Source organism: Promicromonospora sp. NPDC060204, from assembly GCF_042728455.1.
Lineage (GTDB): Bacteria > Actinomycetota > Actinomycetes > Actinomycetales > Cellulomonadaceae > Promicromonospora.
The window spans coordinates 1-16,045 of the sequence record NZ_JBHWZO010000015.1; the positions used below are offsets into that span (position 1 = coordinate 1).

Consider the following 16,045-nt stretch of genomic DNA (forward strand, 5'->3'; position numbering starts at 1 on the left):
CTGGCCGGCGCGACCCTGGACCGGGCGTGGCTGAACACGCTGGTGGAGACCCTGGGCCTGACCGGGCGCCTGACCCACCGCCCCGGCGAGCTGTCCGGCGGGCAGCAGCAGCGGGTCGCGATCGCGCGTGCGCTGATCGCGCAGCCCGACGTCGTGTTCGCCGACGAGCCCACCGGCAACCTCGACTCCCGCTCCGGCGCGGAGGTCCTGTCGTTCCTGCGCCGTTCCGTGCGCGAGCTGGGCCGCACGATCATCATGGTCACCCACGACCCATCCGCGGCCGCGTATGCGGACCGGGTCGTGCTGATCGCCGACGGCCGTATCGCCGGCGACATCTCCGACCCCACCCCGGAGTCCGCGATGGCCGGGCTGGACGCCCTGCGCACGCTCGAGCCCGCCGTCACCACCGGGGCCACGGGCGCCGTGTCCGGGACGGGTGCGTGATGTCGAACTCCTTCCCCACAGCGCGCCTGACCCTGGGGCAGATGCGCCGCAGCATCGGCCGGCTCACCGCCGCGGGTGTCGCGATCGCCATCGGCACCGCGTTCGTCGCGGCCACGCTCCTGGTGGGCAACGTCATCACGAGCACGACGTACGACCAGGTCGCGGCCCAGTACGCCGACGCCGACCTCGTGGTGTCCGACGACGCCGCGGCCCTGACGCCGGACGACGTCGAGGCCGTACGAGCCACCGACGGTGTCGCGGCGGCCGACGGTTCCCTGAGCACCTATGTGGCGCTCAACCACGGCGGAAAGACGATCTACCAGTCGATCGTCCCGCAGGCCTCCGACCCCCGGCTCTCCCCGCTGGTCCTGACGGACGGGGCGTGGCCGGAAGGATCCGACGGCATCGCCCTCCCGGCGGACGTCGCGGAGCGGTTCGACCTCGGCGTGGGGGACACCGTCTCCTCCAACCGCTGGGTGCTGGACGACGAGCCCACCGTCGCGGACGACGGCAGCAGCTACTACGACGGCCACGACGTCAACGAGAAGCTGACGGTCTCGGGGCTGGTGGACGACCCGAACCAGGCTTACGCGCTCGCCGGCGGCATGGCTGTCGTCAGCCCGGAGGCCATGAGCCGGTGGCTCGCCGGCGACCGGGAGCCCGGTCAGCCGGAGACGCTCCAGGAGATCGTCGTGGCCCTCGACCAGCCGGGTGACCCGGCCGCGACCGAGGCGGTCCGGGACGCGCTCACCGCCGCGGTCCCGGCGGCCACCGGCGTCGTGACAACGCAGGAGTACGCCGAGGAGGTCGTAGCAGGCCTCACGGGCGGCCAGAACATCATCTTCCTGGTGTTCGTCCTGGGTTTCGCCGCCGTGGCGCTCGTCGTCGCCGGCCTCGTCATCGCCAACACCTTCCAGGTGCTCGTCGCGCAGCGGTCGCGGACCCTCGCCCTGCTCCGCGCCGTCGGCGCGGACACCGGCCAGGTCTACCGCAGCGTCCTGCTCGAGGCAGCCATCCTCGGTCTCGTCGCCTCGGTGGCGGGCGTGCTCCTCGGGTCCCTGCTCGTGCAGGGTGGCCTGCTGCTGGCGCCGGTCTTCGACCTCGGGGTCCAGCTGCCCGCGGCCATCGCCGTGAGTGCGCCCGTGGTGCTCCTCCCGCTCGCCGTCGGCGTGCTGGTGACGCTCGCTGCCGCGCTCGCCCCGGCCCGTGCGGCCTCCCGCGTGGCTCCGCTCGCCGCCCTGCGGCCTACCGATGCGCCGACGCTGCGCGGTGCCGGCCGGGCCCGTGCGGTCCTGGCCGGCCTCGCCACCTTCGGTGGACTCACCGTCATGGCCGGCGGGGTCTACCTGGGGATGACCGACAAGGCAGACATCGGCGTGCTGGCCGCCGTGGCCGGTGGCTGTGTGTCGCTGGTGGGAGTGGTGATCGGTGCCGTCTTCTGGCTGCCCAAGGTCGCCGCCGGTATCGGCCGCCTGATCGGCTCGGCCGGCCCCGCCGCTCGGCTCGCGGCTGCCAACACGCAGCGCAACCCGCGTCGCACGGCGGCGACGGCGACCGCCCTGCTCATCGGGGTCACGCTCGTCTCCATGATGACCACGGGCGCCGCCAGCGCCCGGCTCGCCCTGGACGAGGAGCTGGACGCGCAGTACCCCGTGGACCTCCAGGTCTCCTCGACGTCGTACGACGCCGAGGGGAACCTCGTCGTCCTGCCGGGCTCCGTGACCGAGGCCGTGCGCGGCGTCGACGACCTGCGCGCCGTGGCCGAGGTGACGACGTCCACCGCGGACGTGGGCGGTGACGACGGGACGGTGCTCCCGGTCACCGCGGCAGAACCCGAGCAGCTGCGAGAGGTGCTGAACACGCCGGGCGACGTCGCGTCGCTGGAGCGCGGCACACTGCTCCTGCCCGACCAGGTCGCCGAGGACTACGGCCTGGAGGGGCGCGACAGTCTCACGCTCACCGGACCGGCCGGCGAGGTGACCCTGGACGTCGTCCGCACCGACCTGCGTACCTCCTCCGCCTACCTGACCACGCTCGACCTGGCCGGCTTCACCCGGGACATGAGCGCGAACACCCTCTGGGGGAGCGTCGCCGAGGGCAAGGACCCGGCGGACGCCGTCGCCGCCGTGCAGGACGCCGTCTCCGTGACCGGCGAGGCCGTGGACGTGACCGGCGCGGTCGTCGAACGGGAGGCCTACCAGGAGGTGATCGACGTCGTCCTGGGGATCGTGGTCGGCCTGCTCGCGGTGGCCGTGATCATCGCGCTCATCGGCGTGGCCAACACGCTCTCCCTGTCCGTCGTCGAGCGGACCCGCGAGAACGCCATGCTCCGCGCGATCGGGCTCTCCACCGGGCAGCTGCGGGCCACGCTCGCGGTCGAGGGCATGCTGATCGCCGGGGTCGGCGCGGTGCTCGGGATCGTGCTGGGCCTCGTGTACGGCTGGGCAGGCGCGGCCTCGGCCCTGTCCTCGGTGGGCACCGTGCCGCTCGCGGTCCCGTGGACCGACATCGCGCTGGTGCTCGGCGTCGCCCTGGTCGCGGGGCTGGTCGCCTCGGTCGTGCCGGCGCGGGCCGCCGTGCGCACCCACCCCGTGGCGGCGCTCGCCGCGGAGTAGCGCCCCGCAAGGACGGTCAGCACGCAGCAGCCGCGACGACCCGAGGAGAGATCCCGTGGACCCCCATCGTGTACCTCCCCTCGGACCGGCCCGGCCGCGCGTGCTGACCGTCGGCCCCACCGTCCGCCTCACGCTGGCGCAGATGCGGCGCAGCCTCGGCCGGCTCGCCGCCGCGGGGCTCGCGGTGCTCATCAGCACCGCGTTCGTCGCGGCAACGCTGCAGGCCGGCACCGTCGTCACCCGCACCACGTACGACCAGGTGGCCGCGCAGTACGCGGACGCGGACCTCGTGGTCTTCGACCGGGCGGGCACGATGACGCCGGCCGACGTCGACGCGGTGCGCGCCGTCGACGGCGTCGCGGCGGCCGACGGGTTCCGCGGCACGTACGCGGAGCTCGCGCACGGCGGCCGGACGGTCCGCCAGTCGCTCGTCGCGGCGCCGTCCGACCCCCGGCTGACGCCGCTGGTGCTGGCCGACGGCGCCTGGCCGGACGGTCCGGACCGCATCGCCCTTCCCGTGGACGTCGCGGAGCTGTTCGGCGTCGGCGTGGGCGACACCGTCTCGTCGACGCGCTGCCTGCGCGCCGGGAAGCCCGACCCGGGCACGCCCGGCCTCGGCGAGCGCGGCGCCGAGTGCTACGGCGGCCAGGAGGCCGTCGAGACGCTCACGGTCTCGGGCCTGGTCGACGACCCCGTCTCGGCGTACGCCGCGGGCGGCGGCGTCGCCGTGGTCACCCCGGCGGCGCTGGAGCGGCAGCTCGCCGGGTCCGGCGCGACGTCGGGCAAGCCGGCCGACAAGGCGCCCGGCGCGGCGCCCGGCATGCGGACCGTCGTCGTCGCCCTCGACCGGCCCGGCGACGAGGCCGCCGTTGCGGCGGTCCGGGGCGCCCTCGCCGCGGCCGTCCCGTCCGCCACCGGCGTCACCACCCCAAAGGAGTACGCCGAGGACGTGGTGGCGGGGATCTCCGGCGGCCAGAACATCGTCTACCTCGTGTTCGTCCTGGCCCTCGCCGCCGTGTCCCTCGTGGTCGCGGGCCTGGTCATCGCCAACACGTTCCAGGTGCTGGTGGCGCAGCGGTCGCACACCCTCGCGCTGCTGCGCTGCGTGGGCGCGGGCACCGGGCAGATCCACGGGAGCGTCCTGCTCGAGGCGGTGCTGCTCGGCACGGTCGCTTCGGTGGCGGGCATCGTCGTCGGCTCGCTGTTCGTGCAGGCGGGGCTCCTGGTCGCGCCGGCCTTCGACCTCGGGGTGGCGCTGCCGCGGACGATCCCCCTGACCCCGACGGCGTTCCTCGTGCCGCTCGCCGCCGGGCTGCTGGTCACCCTCGCCGCCGCGGTCGCGCCGGCGCGGGCGGCGTCGCGCGTCGCCCCGCTCGCCGCGCTGCGCCCGGCCGCCGGCCTCGACCCGGCAGGGACCGGCCGGGCGCGCGCCGTGTTCGCGGCGTTCGCCACCCTGGGCGGGCTCGCGGTGATGGCCGCCGGCGTGGCCCTCGGCAGGTCCGGCAGCATCGACACCGGGCTGTTCGCCGCGGTCCTGGGCGGCTCCGTGTCGCTCGTCGGCATCATCGTGGGATCCGTCTTCTGGCTGCCCCGCGTCGCCGCCCTCTTCGGGCGCCTGGCCGGCGCCGGGGGCGCGACGGCCCGCCTGGCCTCCGCCAACGCGCTGCGCAACCCCCGGCGGACGGCGGCGACCTCCACCGCCCTGCTCATCGGCGTCACTCTGGTCTCCATGATGACCACGGGCGCCGCCAGCGCCCGCCTCACCATGAACGACCAGCTCGACGTGCGGTTCCCGGTCGACCTGCGCGTCACCAGCACCGCGCACGACGCCGACGGTGCCGCGGCCGCCGTGCCCGCCGCCGTCACCGACGCCCTGGCCGGCGTCGACGGGCTGGGCGCCGTGGTCCCGGTGACGAACGCGTCGGCCCGCCGGGCCGACGGCGGCACGCCCGTGCAGGTCGCCGCCGTCGACCCGGTGGACCTGCGGTCCGTCGCGAACACCCCCGCCGACGCCGACCGGTTGCGGCCGGGCACGATCGTCGTGCCGCAGCGGGCCGCCACGCTGTACGACCTGGCGGGTGCCGACACGCTCGTGCTCACCGGTCCGGGCGGCCGGGTCACCCTCGACGTCGTGCACAGCGGCTCCCGCTCCGACCGCGCCTACCTGACGCCCCAGGACCTCGCCGCCATCGCGCCGGGCCTGGCCCCCGGCGAGGTGTGGGCGCAGGTCGACGACGACCGCGACGCCGCCGACGTCGTCTCCGCCGTGCAGGCGGCGGTCTCGACCACGGGGGAGACCGTCGGCGTCACCGGGACCGTCGTCGAACGGTCCACCTACCAGCAGATGGTCGACGTGATCCTCTCCATCGTGGTCGGGCTGCTCACCGTCGCCGTGCTCATCGCGCTGGTCGGCGTGGCCAACACGCTGTCGCTCTCCGTCATCGAGCGCACGCGCGAGAACGCGATGCTGCGGGCCATCGGGCTCTCGCGCGGCCAGCTCCGGGCCACGCTCGCCGTCGAAGGAATGGTCATCGCCGGCGTCGGCGCGGTGCTGGGCATCGTGCTGGGCCTGGTCTACGGCTGGGTGGGCGCCACGACCGCGCTGTCCGTGCTCGGCCAGGTGCCGCTCGTCGTCCCGTGGACCGAGGTGGGGGTGGTCCTCGCCATCGCGCTCGTCGCCGGGCTGCTCGCCTCGGTGGTACCAGCCCGCGCCGCCGTCCGCACCCACCCGGTCGCGGCACTCGCCGCCGAGTAGCCGTCGATTAGCAACCGTTGAGTGCTGGGTATCTGCGCTCGGAACGGCCGTAGCGGCGCAAATATCCAGCACTCAACGGGTGGGTCAGGCGCCCGGGCGGACCAGGCCCGTCTCGTACGCCGTCACGACGGCCTGGACTCGGTCCCGCGCGTCGAGCTTCGCGAGGATGCGGCCGACGTGCGTCTTGACCGTCGCCTCCGCGACGAACAGGTCCGACGCGATCTCCGTGTTGGACCGTCCGCGCGCCATGAGCACCAGGACCTCGCGCTCGCGGCCCGTGAGTCCGGCCAGCGCCTCCTGGGGACCCGCCGCCTCCTCGGGCGGCAGCGCGGTGACCAGGCGTTCCATGAGCCGCCGCGTGGACGACGGCGCGATCACCGCGTCGCCCTGGTGCACCGTGCGGATCGCCGTGAGCAGCTCCTCGGGCTGGGCGTCCTTGAGCAGGAACCCGCTGGCCCCCGCCCGGATCGCGTCGAGCACGTACTCGTCGAGGTCGAATGTGGTCAGCACGACGACGCGCGGGTCGCCCGCCGCGACACCGCCCTCGCCCAGCAGCGCACGCGTCGCGGACAGCCCGTCCATGCCCGGCATGCGCACGTCCATCAGCACCACGTCGGACGCCGTCGCGGCGAGCAGGCGCAGCGCGTCGCGGCCGTCGTCGGCCTCGACCACCACCCGAAGGTCGGGCTGGGAGTCGATCACCATCCGCAGCCCGGCGCGGACCAGCGGCTGGTCGTCGACCAGGGCGACCCGTACGGGCGTGTCGAGGGCGTCAGTCATCGTTCTCCTTGGGCGTGGTGCTCGGTTCGGTGGTGGGTGCTGCTGCGACGGCGGGCTCAGCGGGCTCCGCGGAGGCGGCCGGCTCGTGGGCCTCGGCCCGCGGGATCGGCACGACGAACCGGACCGAGAACCCGCCGCCGCCGCGCGGCCCGGCCGTGAGCGTCCCGCCGAACATCTCGGCGCGCTCCCGCATCCCCAGCAGGCCGAACCCGGCCGCCGGCTGCGGTGCGGCCGCGTCGGCGGTGCCGGCCGCCGCCAGCCCGCGGCCGTCGTCGTCCACGCGCAGCTCCACCTCTTCCTCGCCCCAGCGCAGCAGCAGGGTGACGGCGGGCCGGGGGCCGGCGTGCTTGCGGACGTTGGTGAGCGCCTCCTGGCACACCCGGAACAGCGTGAGCCCGACGCCGGGCGGCAGCCGCCGCTCCACGCCCACCCGGGCCCAGGAGACGCGCAGGCCGTCGGCCCGGGCCTGGTCGACGAGGTCGCGCAGGTCCGTGACGTCGGGCTGGGGGCGCAAGGGCGCGGCGGCGTCCGGGACCACGGCTCCCGTCTCGCCGGCCCGGTCGGCACCAGGACCGGTCACCGGGCCGCCCGCGCCGGACGGCGGCCGGGGGCGGCCCGACGGCGCGCCGTCCGGCGCCACCAGGCCCAGCGGGATGCCGCCGTCGTCCGGGCCCTCGCGGAGCACGCCGAGCAGCCGGCGCATGTCGGCCAGCGCCGCCCGGCCGGTCTCGGCGATGGTGCCGAGCGAGCGCTGGGCGGCCGCCGGGTCGGCGGCCGCGGCGTACCGCCCGCCGTCGGCCTGCGCGATGACCACGGACAGGGAGTGGGCCACGATGTCGTGCATCTCGCGGGCGATGCGGGCCCGCTCGGCGGCGGTGGCGATCTGCGCCTGCTGGTCGCGTTCTATCTCGAGGCGCTCGGCGCGGTCGCGCAGCGCCTCCATCATGAGGCGGCGGGACCTGCGCACCAGGCCGAGGGCGAAGGCGGTGGCCAGCAGGGAGCCGGCGCCGATCATCGTGGGGATCCCGTGCGCGAGGCTGCTGCCGAAGTTGATCCAGCCCGAGATCCCGAGGGTCAGAACCCCGACGACCGCGGCCCCGCCGGCCGCCAGGTACGACCACCGGGGCCCGTAGACGGTGACGCAGTACAGGGACACGAGCACGACGAGGTCCGCGGGCAGGACGACCGGCACCTCGAGGAACGTCATGTGCACCATGCAGGCGACGAAGACCGCGGCGCAGGAGACCACCGGACGGGTGCGGCACCACGGCATCGGGGCGAGCACCGAGGCCGAGATGATCATGGCCTGTGTCGTCGGCCCGGACGAGTACATGTCGGTCGACAGGACGAGCGCGAGGAGCCCGAGCAGGACGGTCCACGTGAGGTCCACGAGGAACCTGTGCCGCTCCGTCCACCCCTGCCACCGCTCGTACCAACCCATGCAGGTCAGAGTAGGTGGAACCGTTGCGCCGGCGCGTCATACCGTGGTAGCACTTGCGTCATCGCGGTGTCAGCCGAAAGGATTCGGTCTGACGGCTGTCAAGAGCCGTGACCGGGTAGCGCCAGAGCGTCGGTTATGCCCTACGATGGCGAAATGACTCACGTACTCCTAGCCGAGGACGACCCGGCCATTGCCGAGCCGTTGGCACGAGCGCTCTCCCGTGAGGGATACGACGTCGTCGTGCAAGGAACCGGCAAAGGTGCGATCGAGAGCTCGACCGGTGCGGACATCGTCGTTCTGGACCTGGGCCTTCCCGACATGGACGGGCTCGATGTCGCGCGCGAGATCAGGGCCAACGGCCTCACCGTGCCCGTGCTGGTGCTGACCGCCCGTGCCGACGAGGTCGACCTCGTCGTGGGCCTCGACGCCGGTGCCGACGACTACGTCACCAAGCCCTTCCGCCTGGCCGAGCTGCTCGCCCGCGTGCGTGCGCTGCTGCGCCGCTCGCACGGCGAGACGGGCGAGGAGGAGGAGCTGCATGCGCAGGACGTCCGCGTCGACGTCTCCGCGCACCGCGCCTTCCAGGGCGACCGCGAGCTGCACCTGACCACCAAGGAGTTCGACCTGCTGCGCGTCCTCGTGCAGAACGCCGGCTCCGTGGTCGTCCGGGACACGCTGATGCGCGACGTGTGGGGCTCCGACCCGGTCGGTTCCACCAAGACGCTGGACATGCACGTCTCGTGGCTGCGCCGCAAGCTCGGTGACGACGCGAACGCCCCGCGCTACGTCTCCACCGTGCGCGGCCTCGGCTTCCGTTTCGAGATCGGGGCGAGCTAGCCAGATGCGCGCCCGCGTACTGCAGGCGACGATCGCCGCGGTTGCGGTCGCGGTCCTGCTCCTGGGCATCCCGCTCGCGATCTTCGGTGCCCGTTACATCTACGGCCAGGAAGAGCAGCGGGTCGAGACCCGGGTGCAGGACCTCCTGGCTTCCTCCGTCAACTCCTACGAGCGCAACCGCTCCGCAGCCGAGGCCGGTTTCGTCGACCAGTCGGTCCTGGACCGGGCGGTACAGCCGCAGGGCAACGACATCGTCGCCTACGTCACGGTGAACCAGCCGAACGGCGAGCAGCTCACCTCGGGCGAGCCCATCGCCGGCGCGACGATCGAGCGAGGGCTCATCTCCGAGGAGCAGCCCGTCATGGGCGTGCTGGTCTCGGTCTCGGCCTGGCCCGCGTACATCAAGGCGATCAACGTCGTGGTGCTCGTCGTGTTCGGCAGCGTGGGGGCCTTCGCCGCCGGCGCCGTCACGGCGGCGTGGCAGGCGAACCGGCTGGCGCAACCCTTCGTGTACCTCGCGGCGTCGGCGGAACAGCTCGGCGCGGGACAGGTGCGTCCACGGCTGGACCCCTCCGGGGTGGAGGAGATCGACCTGGTGGCGGCCGAGCTGGCCCGCAGCTCGGACCGGCTCGCGGCGCGGCTCGCGGTGGAACGGCAGTTCACGTCGGACGCGTCGCACCAGCTCCGCACGCCGCTGACGGCGCTGACGATGCGCCTGGAGGAGATCACGCTCACCTCCAGCGAGCCCGAGGTGCAGGAGGAGGCCCGGATCTCGCTCGAACAGGTGGAACGCCTGGTCGGCGTGGTCGACGACCTGCTCGCCCGCTCCCGGCGCGCGCAGGGCGGCACCACCGAGTCGGTGGACGTCGCCGTCGTCTTCCTCCAGCAGGAGGAGGAGTGGCGCGAGACCTTCGAGCGGGCCGGCCGGCACCTGAACGTCGAGGACTCGGGCGGCGCCCGCGTGCTGGCGACCCCGGGTGCGCTCGCCCAGGTGCTGTCCACCCTGCTGGAGAACTCGCTCAAGCACGGCGACGGCACCACGACCCTCCGGATCCGCGAGGGGCAGCGCGGCGCCATGGCCGTCGAGGTCACGGACGAGGGCGACGGCGTGCCCGAGGACATGCAGGGCAAGATCTTCGAGCGCGGCGTCACGTCCGGCGCGGGGACGGGCCTGGGCCTCGCCCTGGCGCGCGACCTCGTCGCGGCCGACGGCGGCAACCTGCAGCTCACGCAGCGCACCCCGCCGGTGTTCTCGGTGTTCCTCTCGGGCGTGCCGAAGACCCTCGACCCGCACCAGGTGCTGCCGGTCGGGTCGAAGATCTCCACCCTCGGGCAGAAGAAGGTGCGCGGCCGCCGGTAGGCTTCACCGACGTGAGTGCAACAGAGTTCCGTCAGTCCGGCCCACCCGTCGTAGCCGTCGTCGGCGGCGGGCAGCTCGCCCGCATGATGGCCCCCGCCGCCGGCGAGCTGGGCATCCGGCTGCGCGTCCTGGTCGAGGACCCGGCGTCGTCCGCGGCGCAGGTCGTCACCGACGCACCGGTGGGCGTCGCGTCCGACGAGGCCGCGATCCGCTCGCTCATCGCGCCCGACGGCGACCGCGCCGCCGCCGTGCTGACGTTCGAGCACGAGCACGTGCCGAACGCGCTGCTCACGGACCTGATCGAGCACGGGACGCCCGTGCGGCCCGGTCCGCACGCGCTGGTGCAGGCGCAGGACAAGATCGTGATGCGGCAGCGCCTGACCGAGCTCGGCGTGCCGTGCCCGCGGTGGGCGCCGCTGCCCGCGACCTCCCCCGAGGAGGGGCGGGCCGCCCTGGCGGCCTTCCTCGACGAGGTGGGCGGCAGCGCCGTCGTCAAGACCTCCCGCGGCGGGTACGACGGCAAGGGCGTCCGGGTGGTCACCTCCCCGGACGACGTCGCCGACTGGTTCGCGGCCGTGGCTGACGGCGGCCCGCAGCTCCTGGTCGAGGAGAAGGTGCCGTTCACGCGCGAGCTGGCGGCGCTTGTCGCCCGGCGCCCGTCCGGCGAGGTGCGGCCCTGGCCCGTCGTGGAGTCGATCCAGCGGGACGGCGTCTGCTCCGAGGTGATCGCCCCCGCGCCCGGCCTGTCCGCCGCCCTCGACGCGCAGGCCCGCCAGATCGCGGCGACCGTGGCCGAGGGCCTGGACGTGACCGGCGTGCTGGCCGTCGAGCTGTTCGAGGTGCCGGGGCCGGACGGGACGCCGACGGTGCTGGTCAACGAGCTCGCGATGCGCCCGCACAACAGCGGGCACTGGACCATCGACGGCGCCGTGACCAGCCAGTTCGAGCAGCACCTGCGCGCCGTCCTGGACCTGCCGCTGGGCGCCGCCGAGCCGACGGCCACCTGGACCGTCATGGCGAACGTGCTGGGCTCCACGCTGGACGAGCTCACCGACGCGCTGCCGGACGTGCTCGCCGCGTTCCCCGAGGCGCGCGTCAACCTGTACGGCAAGGGCATCCGCCCCGGCCGCAAGCTGGGTCACGTGAACGTGAGCGGTGACGACCTGGACGAGGTGCGCCGCCGGGCCGTCGCGGCCGCTGCGCTGCTGCGGGGCGAGACGCCGGACGCCGTCGTGCACGCGCCCGGCGCGCCCGCCGTCGCGTCCGTTGCTGCCGGCGCGACCACCGAGGAAGAGGCGAACGCATGAGCACCAACCCCCAGGTCGGCATCGTCATGGGGTCCGACTCCGACTGGCCCGTCATGCAGGCGGCGGCCGAGGCGCTGCGCGAGTTCGGCGTGCCCGTCGAGGTCGACGTGGTCTCCGCGCACCGCATGCCCACCGAGATGATCGACTACGGGCGGCAGGCCGCCGGCCGCGGGCTGCGCGTGCTCATCGCGGGCGCAGGCGGGGCCGCGCACCTGCCCGGCATGCTGGCGTCGGTGACGCCGCTGCCCGTGATCGGGGTGCCGGTGCCGCTGAAGTACCTCGACGGCATGGACTCCCTGCTCTCCATCGTGCAGATGCCGGCGGGCGTGCCGGTCGCGACGGTGTCGATCGGCGGGGCGCGGAACGCGGGCCTGCTCGCGGCGCGGATCCTCGCGTCCGGCGCAGGCGACGAGGCCGCGGCGCTGCGCGCGCGCATGGAGGCGTTCCAGGAGGAGCTGAGCAAGGTGGCGCACGCCAAGGGCGAGAAGCTGCGCGCCCAGCTCTGATCCGGCTCGCTCCCGGAAACATGTCAGACGCCCAGGTCCCCCGAGGGGCCTGGGCGTCTGACACGTTCGGGGCGGGTGCGGGTCAGGAGCCCGGCACGCCGCCGATCTTCTCGCCCGCCGCGTACTCGCCGTCGCGGACCTTGGCCCAGAACTCGCCGGTCTGGTTCTCGTCCAGCAGCACCGCCGAGGCGCCCGACGGCGTCCGGTAGTTGATCGTCGCGATCGGCGGGGTGCCGGTCACGCCGTCGTCGCCGTTCGCGGACCGGAAGGCCAGCCCGAGCATCGCGATGTCGATGATCCCCGTGTCGGTGTCGGTCACCACGGCCGCCAGGCCGGCGTCCGCGAGCCCCACCTGGGAGGCCGGGTTGAGCAGCACGCCCGGGTCGGCGACCTTCTTGCCGATCTGCGCGATGACCTGCTGCTGCCGCTCCGCGCGGCCGATGTCGCCCTTCGGGTCGGAGTAGCGCATGCGGGAGAACGCGAGGGCGGTCTTGCCGTCCGCGACGTGGCAGCCCTTCTCCCACTTGAGCTTCGACTTCACGTCGTGCACGTCGTCGGGGTAGCACAGCCGCACGCCGCCCACGGCGTCCACGACGCCCGAGACGCCGCCGAAGCCCACCTCGACGTAGTGGTCGACGGTCAGGCCGCTGAGCCGCTCCACGGCCTGGACCAGCATCGGCGCGCCGCCGTAGGAGTACGCGGCGTTGATCTTGTTGCTGCCCGAGCCGTCGGGCATCTCCGCGAACGTGTCGCGGGGGATCGAGATGAGCGCCACCGGACCCGACCGCGGCTTGTGCAGCACCATGATCGTGTCCGTGCGGGCACCGCTCGTGGAGTCGTCGATGCCGCCGCTGCCGCGGGCGTCCGAGCCGGCGAGCAGGTAGGTGGTGCCCGGGGTGTTGTCCGCGCCGGACAGCGCCTCGACGTGCTGGATCTTGCCGTTGGCCCAGATCAGCAGGCCGATCGGCCACGCGAGGACCGCGAGGAGCACGAGCACCGCGATGACGCCGGCCACACGGCCCTTGCGGATGCGGATGTTGCTGCCGCCCCGGCCGCCGCGCCCGCCCGAGGCGAGCGCGCCCTGCTGCGGGTAGCCGCCGCCCCGGCCGTTGCCGCCGGCGGCGGGACGGGGCGCGCTGCGCACCGGCGTCGGGCGCACGGGCCCGGCGCTCGCCCGGACCGGGCGGCCCGGCGGGATGGCCTGCGGCGGCTGGCCGCCGTTGCTCGGCGGGGCCGACCGCGGCGGGATGGATCTCGGCACCTGCCCGGCGGACTCGCTGCGCGCGGGCAGCCCCGACCTTCGTGGTGGAACGGGCGGGGGATTCGTCCCCCTGCGCTCGCCGGACACCGGTACCTCCCGTGAAGACTGTCGACGGATACGTGGTTCGTAGCGCGCCTCGTCGGAGCCTTCCGGCCGTCCGATGCGGTGGGCGCCACCGACGCCGGGAACCCCGACGCCGGGCGTCTCCGCATTAGCGGGTCCGCCCTGCTGCTGCCTGCTCGACGCCGCGCCGGGGGCGACCCGCGGGCGCTCGCCCGTGTCACCCACCGGGATGGCGTCGTCGGCGCCCGGACGCCCGCTCGCGCCCTGGGGCGTGAAGCTGGGCGGGATCCGGACACGCGTGACGTCGTCGTCGGCCTGCGGGGCCGAACGGTTCGACGTTCTGGGATCTGACATGGGCTCAGCCGCAGACCTTGGTGGTGTCGGCGCCGGTGAAGGCCTCTTCACCGGCCTGCTTGATCTCGGTCGACTCCGGCGTGGGCTCCGTCCCGGAGCCGTCGCCGGCCTCTGTTCCGGCGTCGGTCCCGGTCCCGGTGCCCGCGTCGGTCTCCGTGCTCTCCTCGCCCGTCGCCGTACCGGCGTCCGTCGCGGAACCCGAGGGGCTCGCGGACGGGGCGTCCGGGTCGCTGTTGATCGGCCGGTCGTGCTTGACGTTGTCCCACAGCTGTACGGCATCGTCCGTCCATACGACGTTAGCCGCGTTGTTCGGGTCGTACTCGTTGGGGACGGTCATGAACGTGATCGTGTCAGGCCGCACGTTCCGCATGGAGTAGGCCAACCCGGCGAGTCCGTCGATGCTGGCCAGCTCCTCGTTCATGGTGAGCGAGCCGGTGACCGCCTTGAGGAACTTGAGCGTCTTGGACGGGTTGGTCAGCACGTCCTGGCTCAGCACCTTGCGGGAGAGGGAGGCCATGACCTCCTGCTGGCGACCGATGCGGCCGAGGTCGGAACCGTCGCCGAGCCCGTCACCCTTGCGCGCCCGGGCGTAGTCGAGGGCCTTCTGCCCCTGGAGCGTGTGGGTGCCGGGCGAGAGCGAGAGGTGGTTCGCGTCGGCGGAGTAGATCTCCTCCTCGACGCAGACCTCGACACCGCCCACGGCGTCGACCATCGCGGAGAAGCCGGCGAAGTCCGCGACGATGAACCCGTCCATGTACACGCCGGTGAGCTCTTCGATCGTCTTGACGGTGCACAGGGCGCCGTCGGCGACCGTCCCGCCGACCTGCACGCCCTGCGAGAACGCGGCGTTGAACTTCCTGCCGTACAGCTCTGCCGTGGTCGCGCCCTCGGACGTGGTGCAGCTCGGCACGTCCACCGTGGAGTCGCGGGGGATGGAGATCATCTCGATTCGCGACCGGTCGCCCGAGATGTGCATGACGATGGTCGTGTCCGAGCGGGCGCCCATCTCTCCGCCGCCCGCCAGCGCGTCGTTGTCCCCGCTGCGCGAGTCGCTGCCCATGACCACGATGTTCAGCGGGACGCCCGCGTTCGGGTCCTTCGGGAGCACCTGCTTGGGCCGGTTCGTGCCGAGCGCCGCCATGTCGGCGGTCTCGATGTTCCCGGTCAGCTGGGTCACCGCGGTGGCACCGCCGGCCACGGCAAGCGAGAGGACCGCGACGACCACCATGGCGATCGCGCGGGAGACGCTGCTCAGCTGTCCCAGCGCCCGGGCGTGCGACGGCCCCCGGGTGGGGTTCGTCGCACCAGAGGCGCTCAAGTCGGGAAATGTCACGGCCACCGATCCTAGAGGCTGCATGTTGCACGGCGGCGCACCGCCCGGGGGCGGACCGTAGAGGGTTCGTGGAGAAGCCCTGGCCCGATCGGCCTGGACCCTTTTCGACCGGTCCGTCCCCGGTGGTGGCCCGGGAAGTCCTGTGGTCCGGGCTTTGCCCGGTTCAGTCGATGCGCTCGCTGCCGCGCAGGCGCGCGAGCCGGTCGGCGTCCGCCTCCAGCGCGGCGGCCGTGGCGGACGACGTGAGGACCACCGACCCGCCGCCCGCCCAGCTGCCGAGCAGGTCGCGCAGCACGTCGGCGACGGGCGCGCGCCCGTCGACGAGCACACGCGCCCCGGCGCCGGGCTCCGGGACCAGCTCCTTGTGCCCGACGGCGCCCGCTGCGGTCACCAGCGCGTCCTGGTCGGGGTCCACCTCGGGCACCCAGGCGATCGCGTCGCCGTAGGTCATCACCGCGGACGCCGCGTCGATCGCGCCGGGCGGCAGGTCGCCGTCGTACTTCCGGGCGAGCGCGGGCAGGGAGACGACGACGAGGTCCGCCCCGCCGTCCGCCCAACGCTCCGGCGCGTCGGTGACCACCACGTCCGGCCCGGCCGTGCCGGCGTCGGGCAGGGCGACCGTCGCACCCGTGCGCCAGGCGGCCAGCGCCCAGACGGCGGTGCGCCAGTGCACGGGCAGGTCGACGACGACGGTGGTGCCTGGCGCGGCGTCGAACTCCTCGACGAGCAGGTTGACCGTCTTGCTGGCCCAGTTGGCGAGGACGGCGCCGGAGAGCTCGACCCGCTCGCCGTCGTCGCCGTACCAGGTGAGGCGCGGCCGGCCGCCGTCGGCGGCGAGGCGGGCCAGGAGCGAGGCGACGTCGGGCACGGAGCCGCCGGTGCGGGGCGCGATCTGCATGCCGCCAGCCTAGGTGTGAACCCGGGGGGAGGACGTGGCGCGACGTCGTGCACGGGGTGGCGGGTGTGTGCGCGTGCTGCGTGCGTGGCGC

Annotated in this window: 12 protein-coding genes; 7 read left to right on the plus strand and 5 right to left on the minus strand. The window is 74.1% G+C overall.

Translation table 11 applies throughout. From position 1 onward, the window contains the following. From ACFWEJ_RS03660 to ACFWEJ_RS03670, 3 genes are all read left to right on the plus strand, one after another. Positions 1–444, plus strand: a 444-nt coding sequence (locus tag ACFWEJ_RS03660) for an ABC transporter ATP-binding protein (RefSeq protein WP_377227849.1), incomplete at its 5' end; no start/stop codon positions are given. 41 nt (positions 445–485) lie between these two features. Next, complete coding sequence (locus ACFWEJ_RS03665; RefSeq protein WP_377227850.1) at positions 486–3,059, plus strand: ABC transporter permease; 2,574 nt, start codon at positions 486–488, stop codon at positions 3,057–3,059. Between the two features lie 55 nt (positions 3,060–3,114). Continuing rightward, positions 3,115–5,814 (plus strand): FtsX-like permease family protein, encoded by a 2,700-nt coding sequence (locus ACFWEJ_RS03670; protein ID WP_377227851.1) that lies wholly within the window; start codon positions 3,115–3,117, stop codon positions 5,812–5,814. An 84-nt stretch (positions 5,815–5,898) separates the two neighbouring features. Here the strand turns inward: ACFWEJ_RS03670 and ACFWEJ_RS03675 are convergent, their stop codons facing one another. Then, positions 5,899–6,594 carry a response regulator gene (locus ACFWEJ_RS03675; RefSeq protein ID WP_377227852.1) on the minus strand — a complete coding sequence of 232 codons (696 nt, stop codon included), beginning with the start codon at positions 6,592–6,594 and terminating at the stop codon, positions 5,899–5,901. Then, positions 6,587–8,035: a sensor histidine kinase gene (locus tag ACFWEJ_RS03680; protein ID WP_377227853.1), complete on the minus strand. Its 1,449-nt coding sequence runs from the start codon at positions 8,033–8,035 to the stop codon at positions 6,587–6,589. The genes ACFWEJ_RS03675 and ACFWEJ_RS03680 overlap by 8 nt, the downstream gene beginning before the upstream one ends. 153 nt (positions 8,036–8,188) lie before the next feature. Here ACFWEJ_RS03680 and ACFWEJ_RS03685 point away from each other — a divergent pair, with 153 nt between their 5' ends. The 4 genes from ACFWEJ_RS03685 (at position 8,189) to purE (ending at position 12,045) form a co-directional block, all read left to right on the plus strand. Next, a complete protein-coding gene (locus ACFWEJ_RS03685) occupies positions 8,189–8,872 on the plus strand; it encodes a response regulator transcription factor (RefSeq protein WP_026366105.1) in 684 nt (227 codons plus the stop codon). 4 nt (positions 8,873–8,876) lie between these two features. After that, a complete protein-coding gene (locus tag ACFWEJ_RS03690; RefSeq protein WP_377227854.1) occupies positions 8,877–10,232 on the plus strand; it encodes a sensor histidine kinase in 1,356 nt (451 codons plus the stop codon). A gap of 83 nt (positions 10,233–10,315) precedes the next feature. Further along, positions 10,316–11,539, plus strand: a complete 1,224-nt coding sequence (locus ACFWEJ_RS03695) for a 5-(carboxyamino)imidazole ribonucleotide synthase (protein ID WP_377227876.1) — start codon at positions 10,316–10,318, stop codon at positions 11,537–11,539. Further along, positions 11,536–12,045 carry a 5-(carboxyamino)imidazole ribonucleotide mutase gene (purE, locus tag ACFWEJ_RS03700; protein WP_377227855.1) on the plus strand — a complete coding sequence of 170 codons (510 nt, stop codon included), beginning with the start codon at positions 11,536–11,538 and terminating at the stop codon, positions 12,043–12,045. Before ACFWEJ_RS03695 ends, purE begins: the two co-directional genes overlap by 4 nt. An 82-nt stretch (positions 12,046–12,127) precedes the next feature. Here purE and ACFWEJ_RS03705 read toward each other — a convergent pair whose 3' ends face one another. The 3 genes from ACFWEJ_RS03705 to ACFWEJ_RS03715 all read right to left on the minus strand — a co-directional run bounded on the left by ACFWEJ_RS03705 (position 12,128) and on the right by ACFWEJ_RS03715 (position 15,954). After that, positions 12,128–13,306, minus strand: coding sequence for an LCP family protein (locus ACFWEJ_RS03705; protein WP_377227856.1), 1,179 nt, complete (start codon positions 13,304–13,306; stop codon positions 12,128–12,130). Between the two features lie 421 nt (positions 13,307–13,727). After that, entirely contained in the window at positions 13,728–15,056 is a 1,329-nt protein-coding gene (locus ACFWEJ_RS03710) for an LCP family protein (RefSeq protein WP_377227857.1), read from the minus strand. Positions 15,057–15,219: 163 nt separating this feature from the next. Then, on the minus strand, positions 15,220–15,954 hold the full coding sequence (locus ACFWEJ_RS03715) for a TIGR03089 family protein (protein WP_377227858.1): 735 nt from the start codon (positions 15,952–15,954) through the stop codon (positions 15,220–15,222). Between the last annotated feature and the right edge of the window lie 91 nt (positions 15,955–16,045).

Excerpts from the sequence above, each read along its gene's own strand:
- purE (WP_377227855.1), top strand. The coding sequence starts at position 11,536 with ATGAGCACCAACCCCCAGGTCGGCATCGTCATGGGGTCCGACTCCGAC.
- ACFWEJ_RS03715 (WP_377227858.1), bottom strand. The coding sequence starts at position 15,954 with ATGCAGATCGCGCCCCGCACCGGCGGCTCCGTGCCCGACGTCGCCTCG.
- ACFWEJ_RS03675 (WP_377227852.1), bottom strand. The coding sequence starts at position 6,594 with ATGACTGACGCCCTCGACACGCCCGTACGGGTCGCCCTGGTCGACGAC.
- ACFWEJ_RS03680 (WP_377227853.1), bottom strand. The coding sequence starts at position 8,035 with ATGGGTTGGTACGAGCGGTGGCAGGGGTGGACGGAGCGGCACAGGTTC.
- ACFWEJ_RS03690 (WP_377227854.1), top strand. The coding sequence starts at position 8,877 with ATGCGCGCCCGCGTACTGCAGGCGACGATCGCCGCGGTTGCGGTCGCG.
- ACFWEJ_RS03695 (WP_377227876.1), top strand. The coding sequence starts at position 10,316 with ATGATGGCCCCCGCCGCCGGCGAGCTGGGCATCCGGCTGCGCGTCCTG.
- ACFWEJ_RS03685 (WP_026366105.1), top strand. The coding sequence starts at position 8,189 with ATGACTCACGTACTCCTAGCCGAGGACGACCCGGCCATTGCCGAGCCG.
- ACFWEJ_RS03665 (WP_377227850.1), top strand. The coding sequence starts at position 486 with ATGCGCCGCAGCATCGGCCGGCTCACCGCCGCGGGTGTCGCGATCGCC.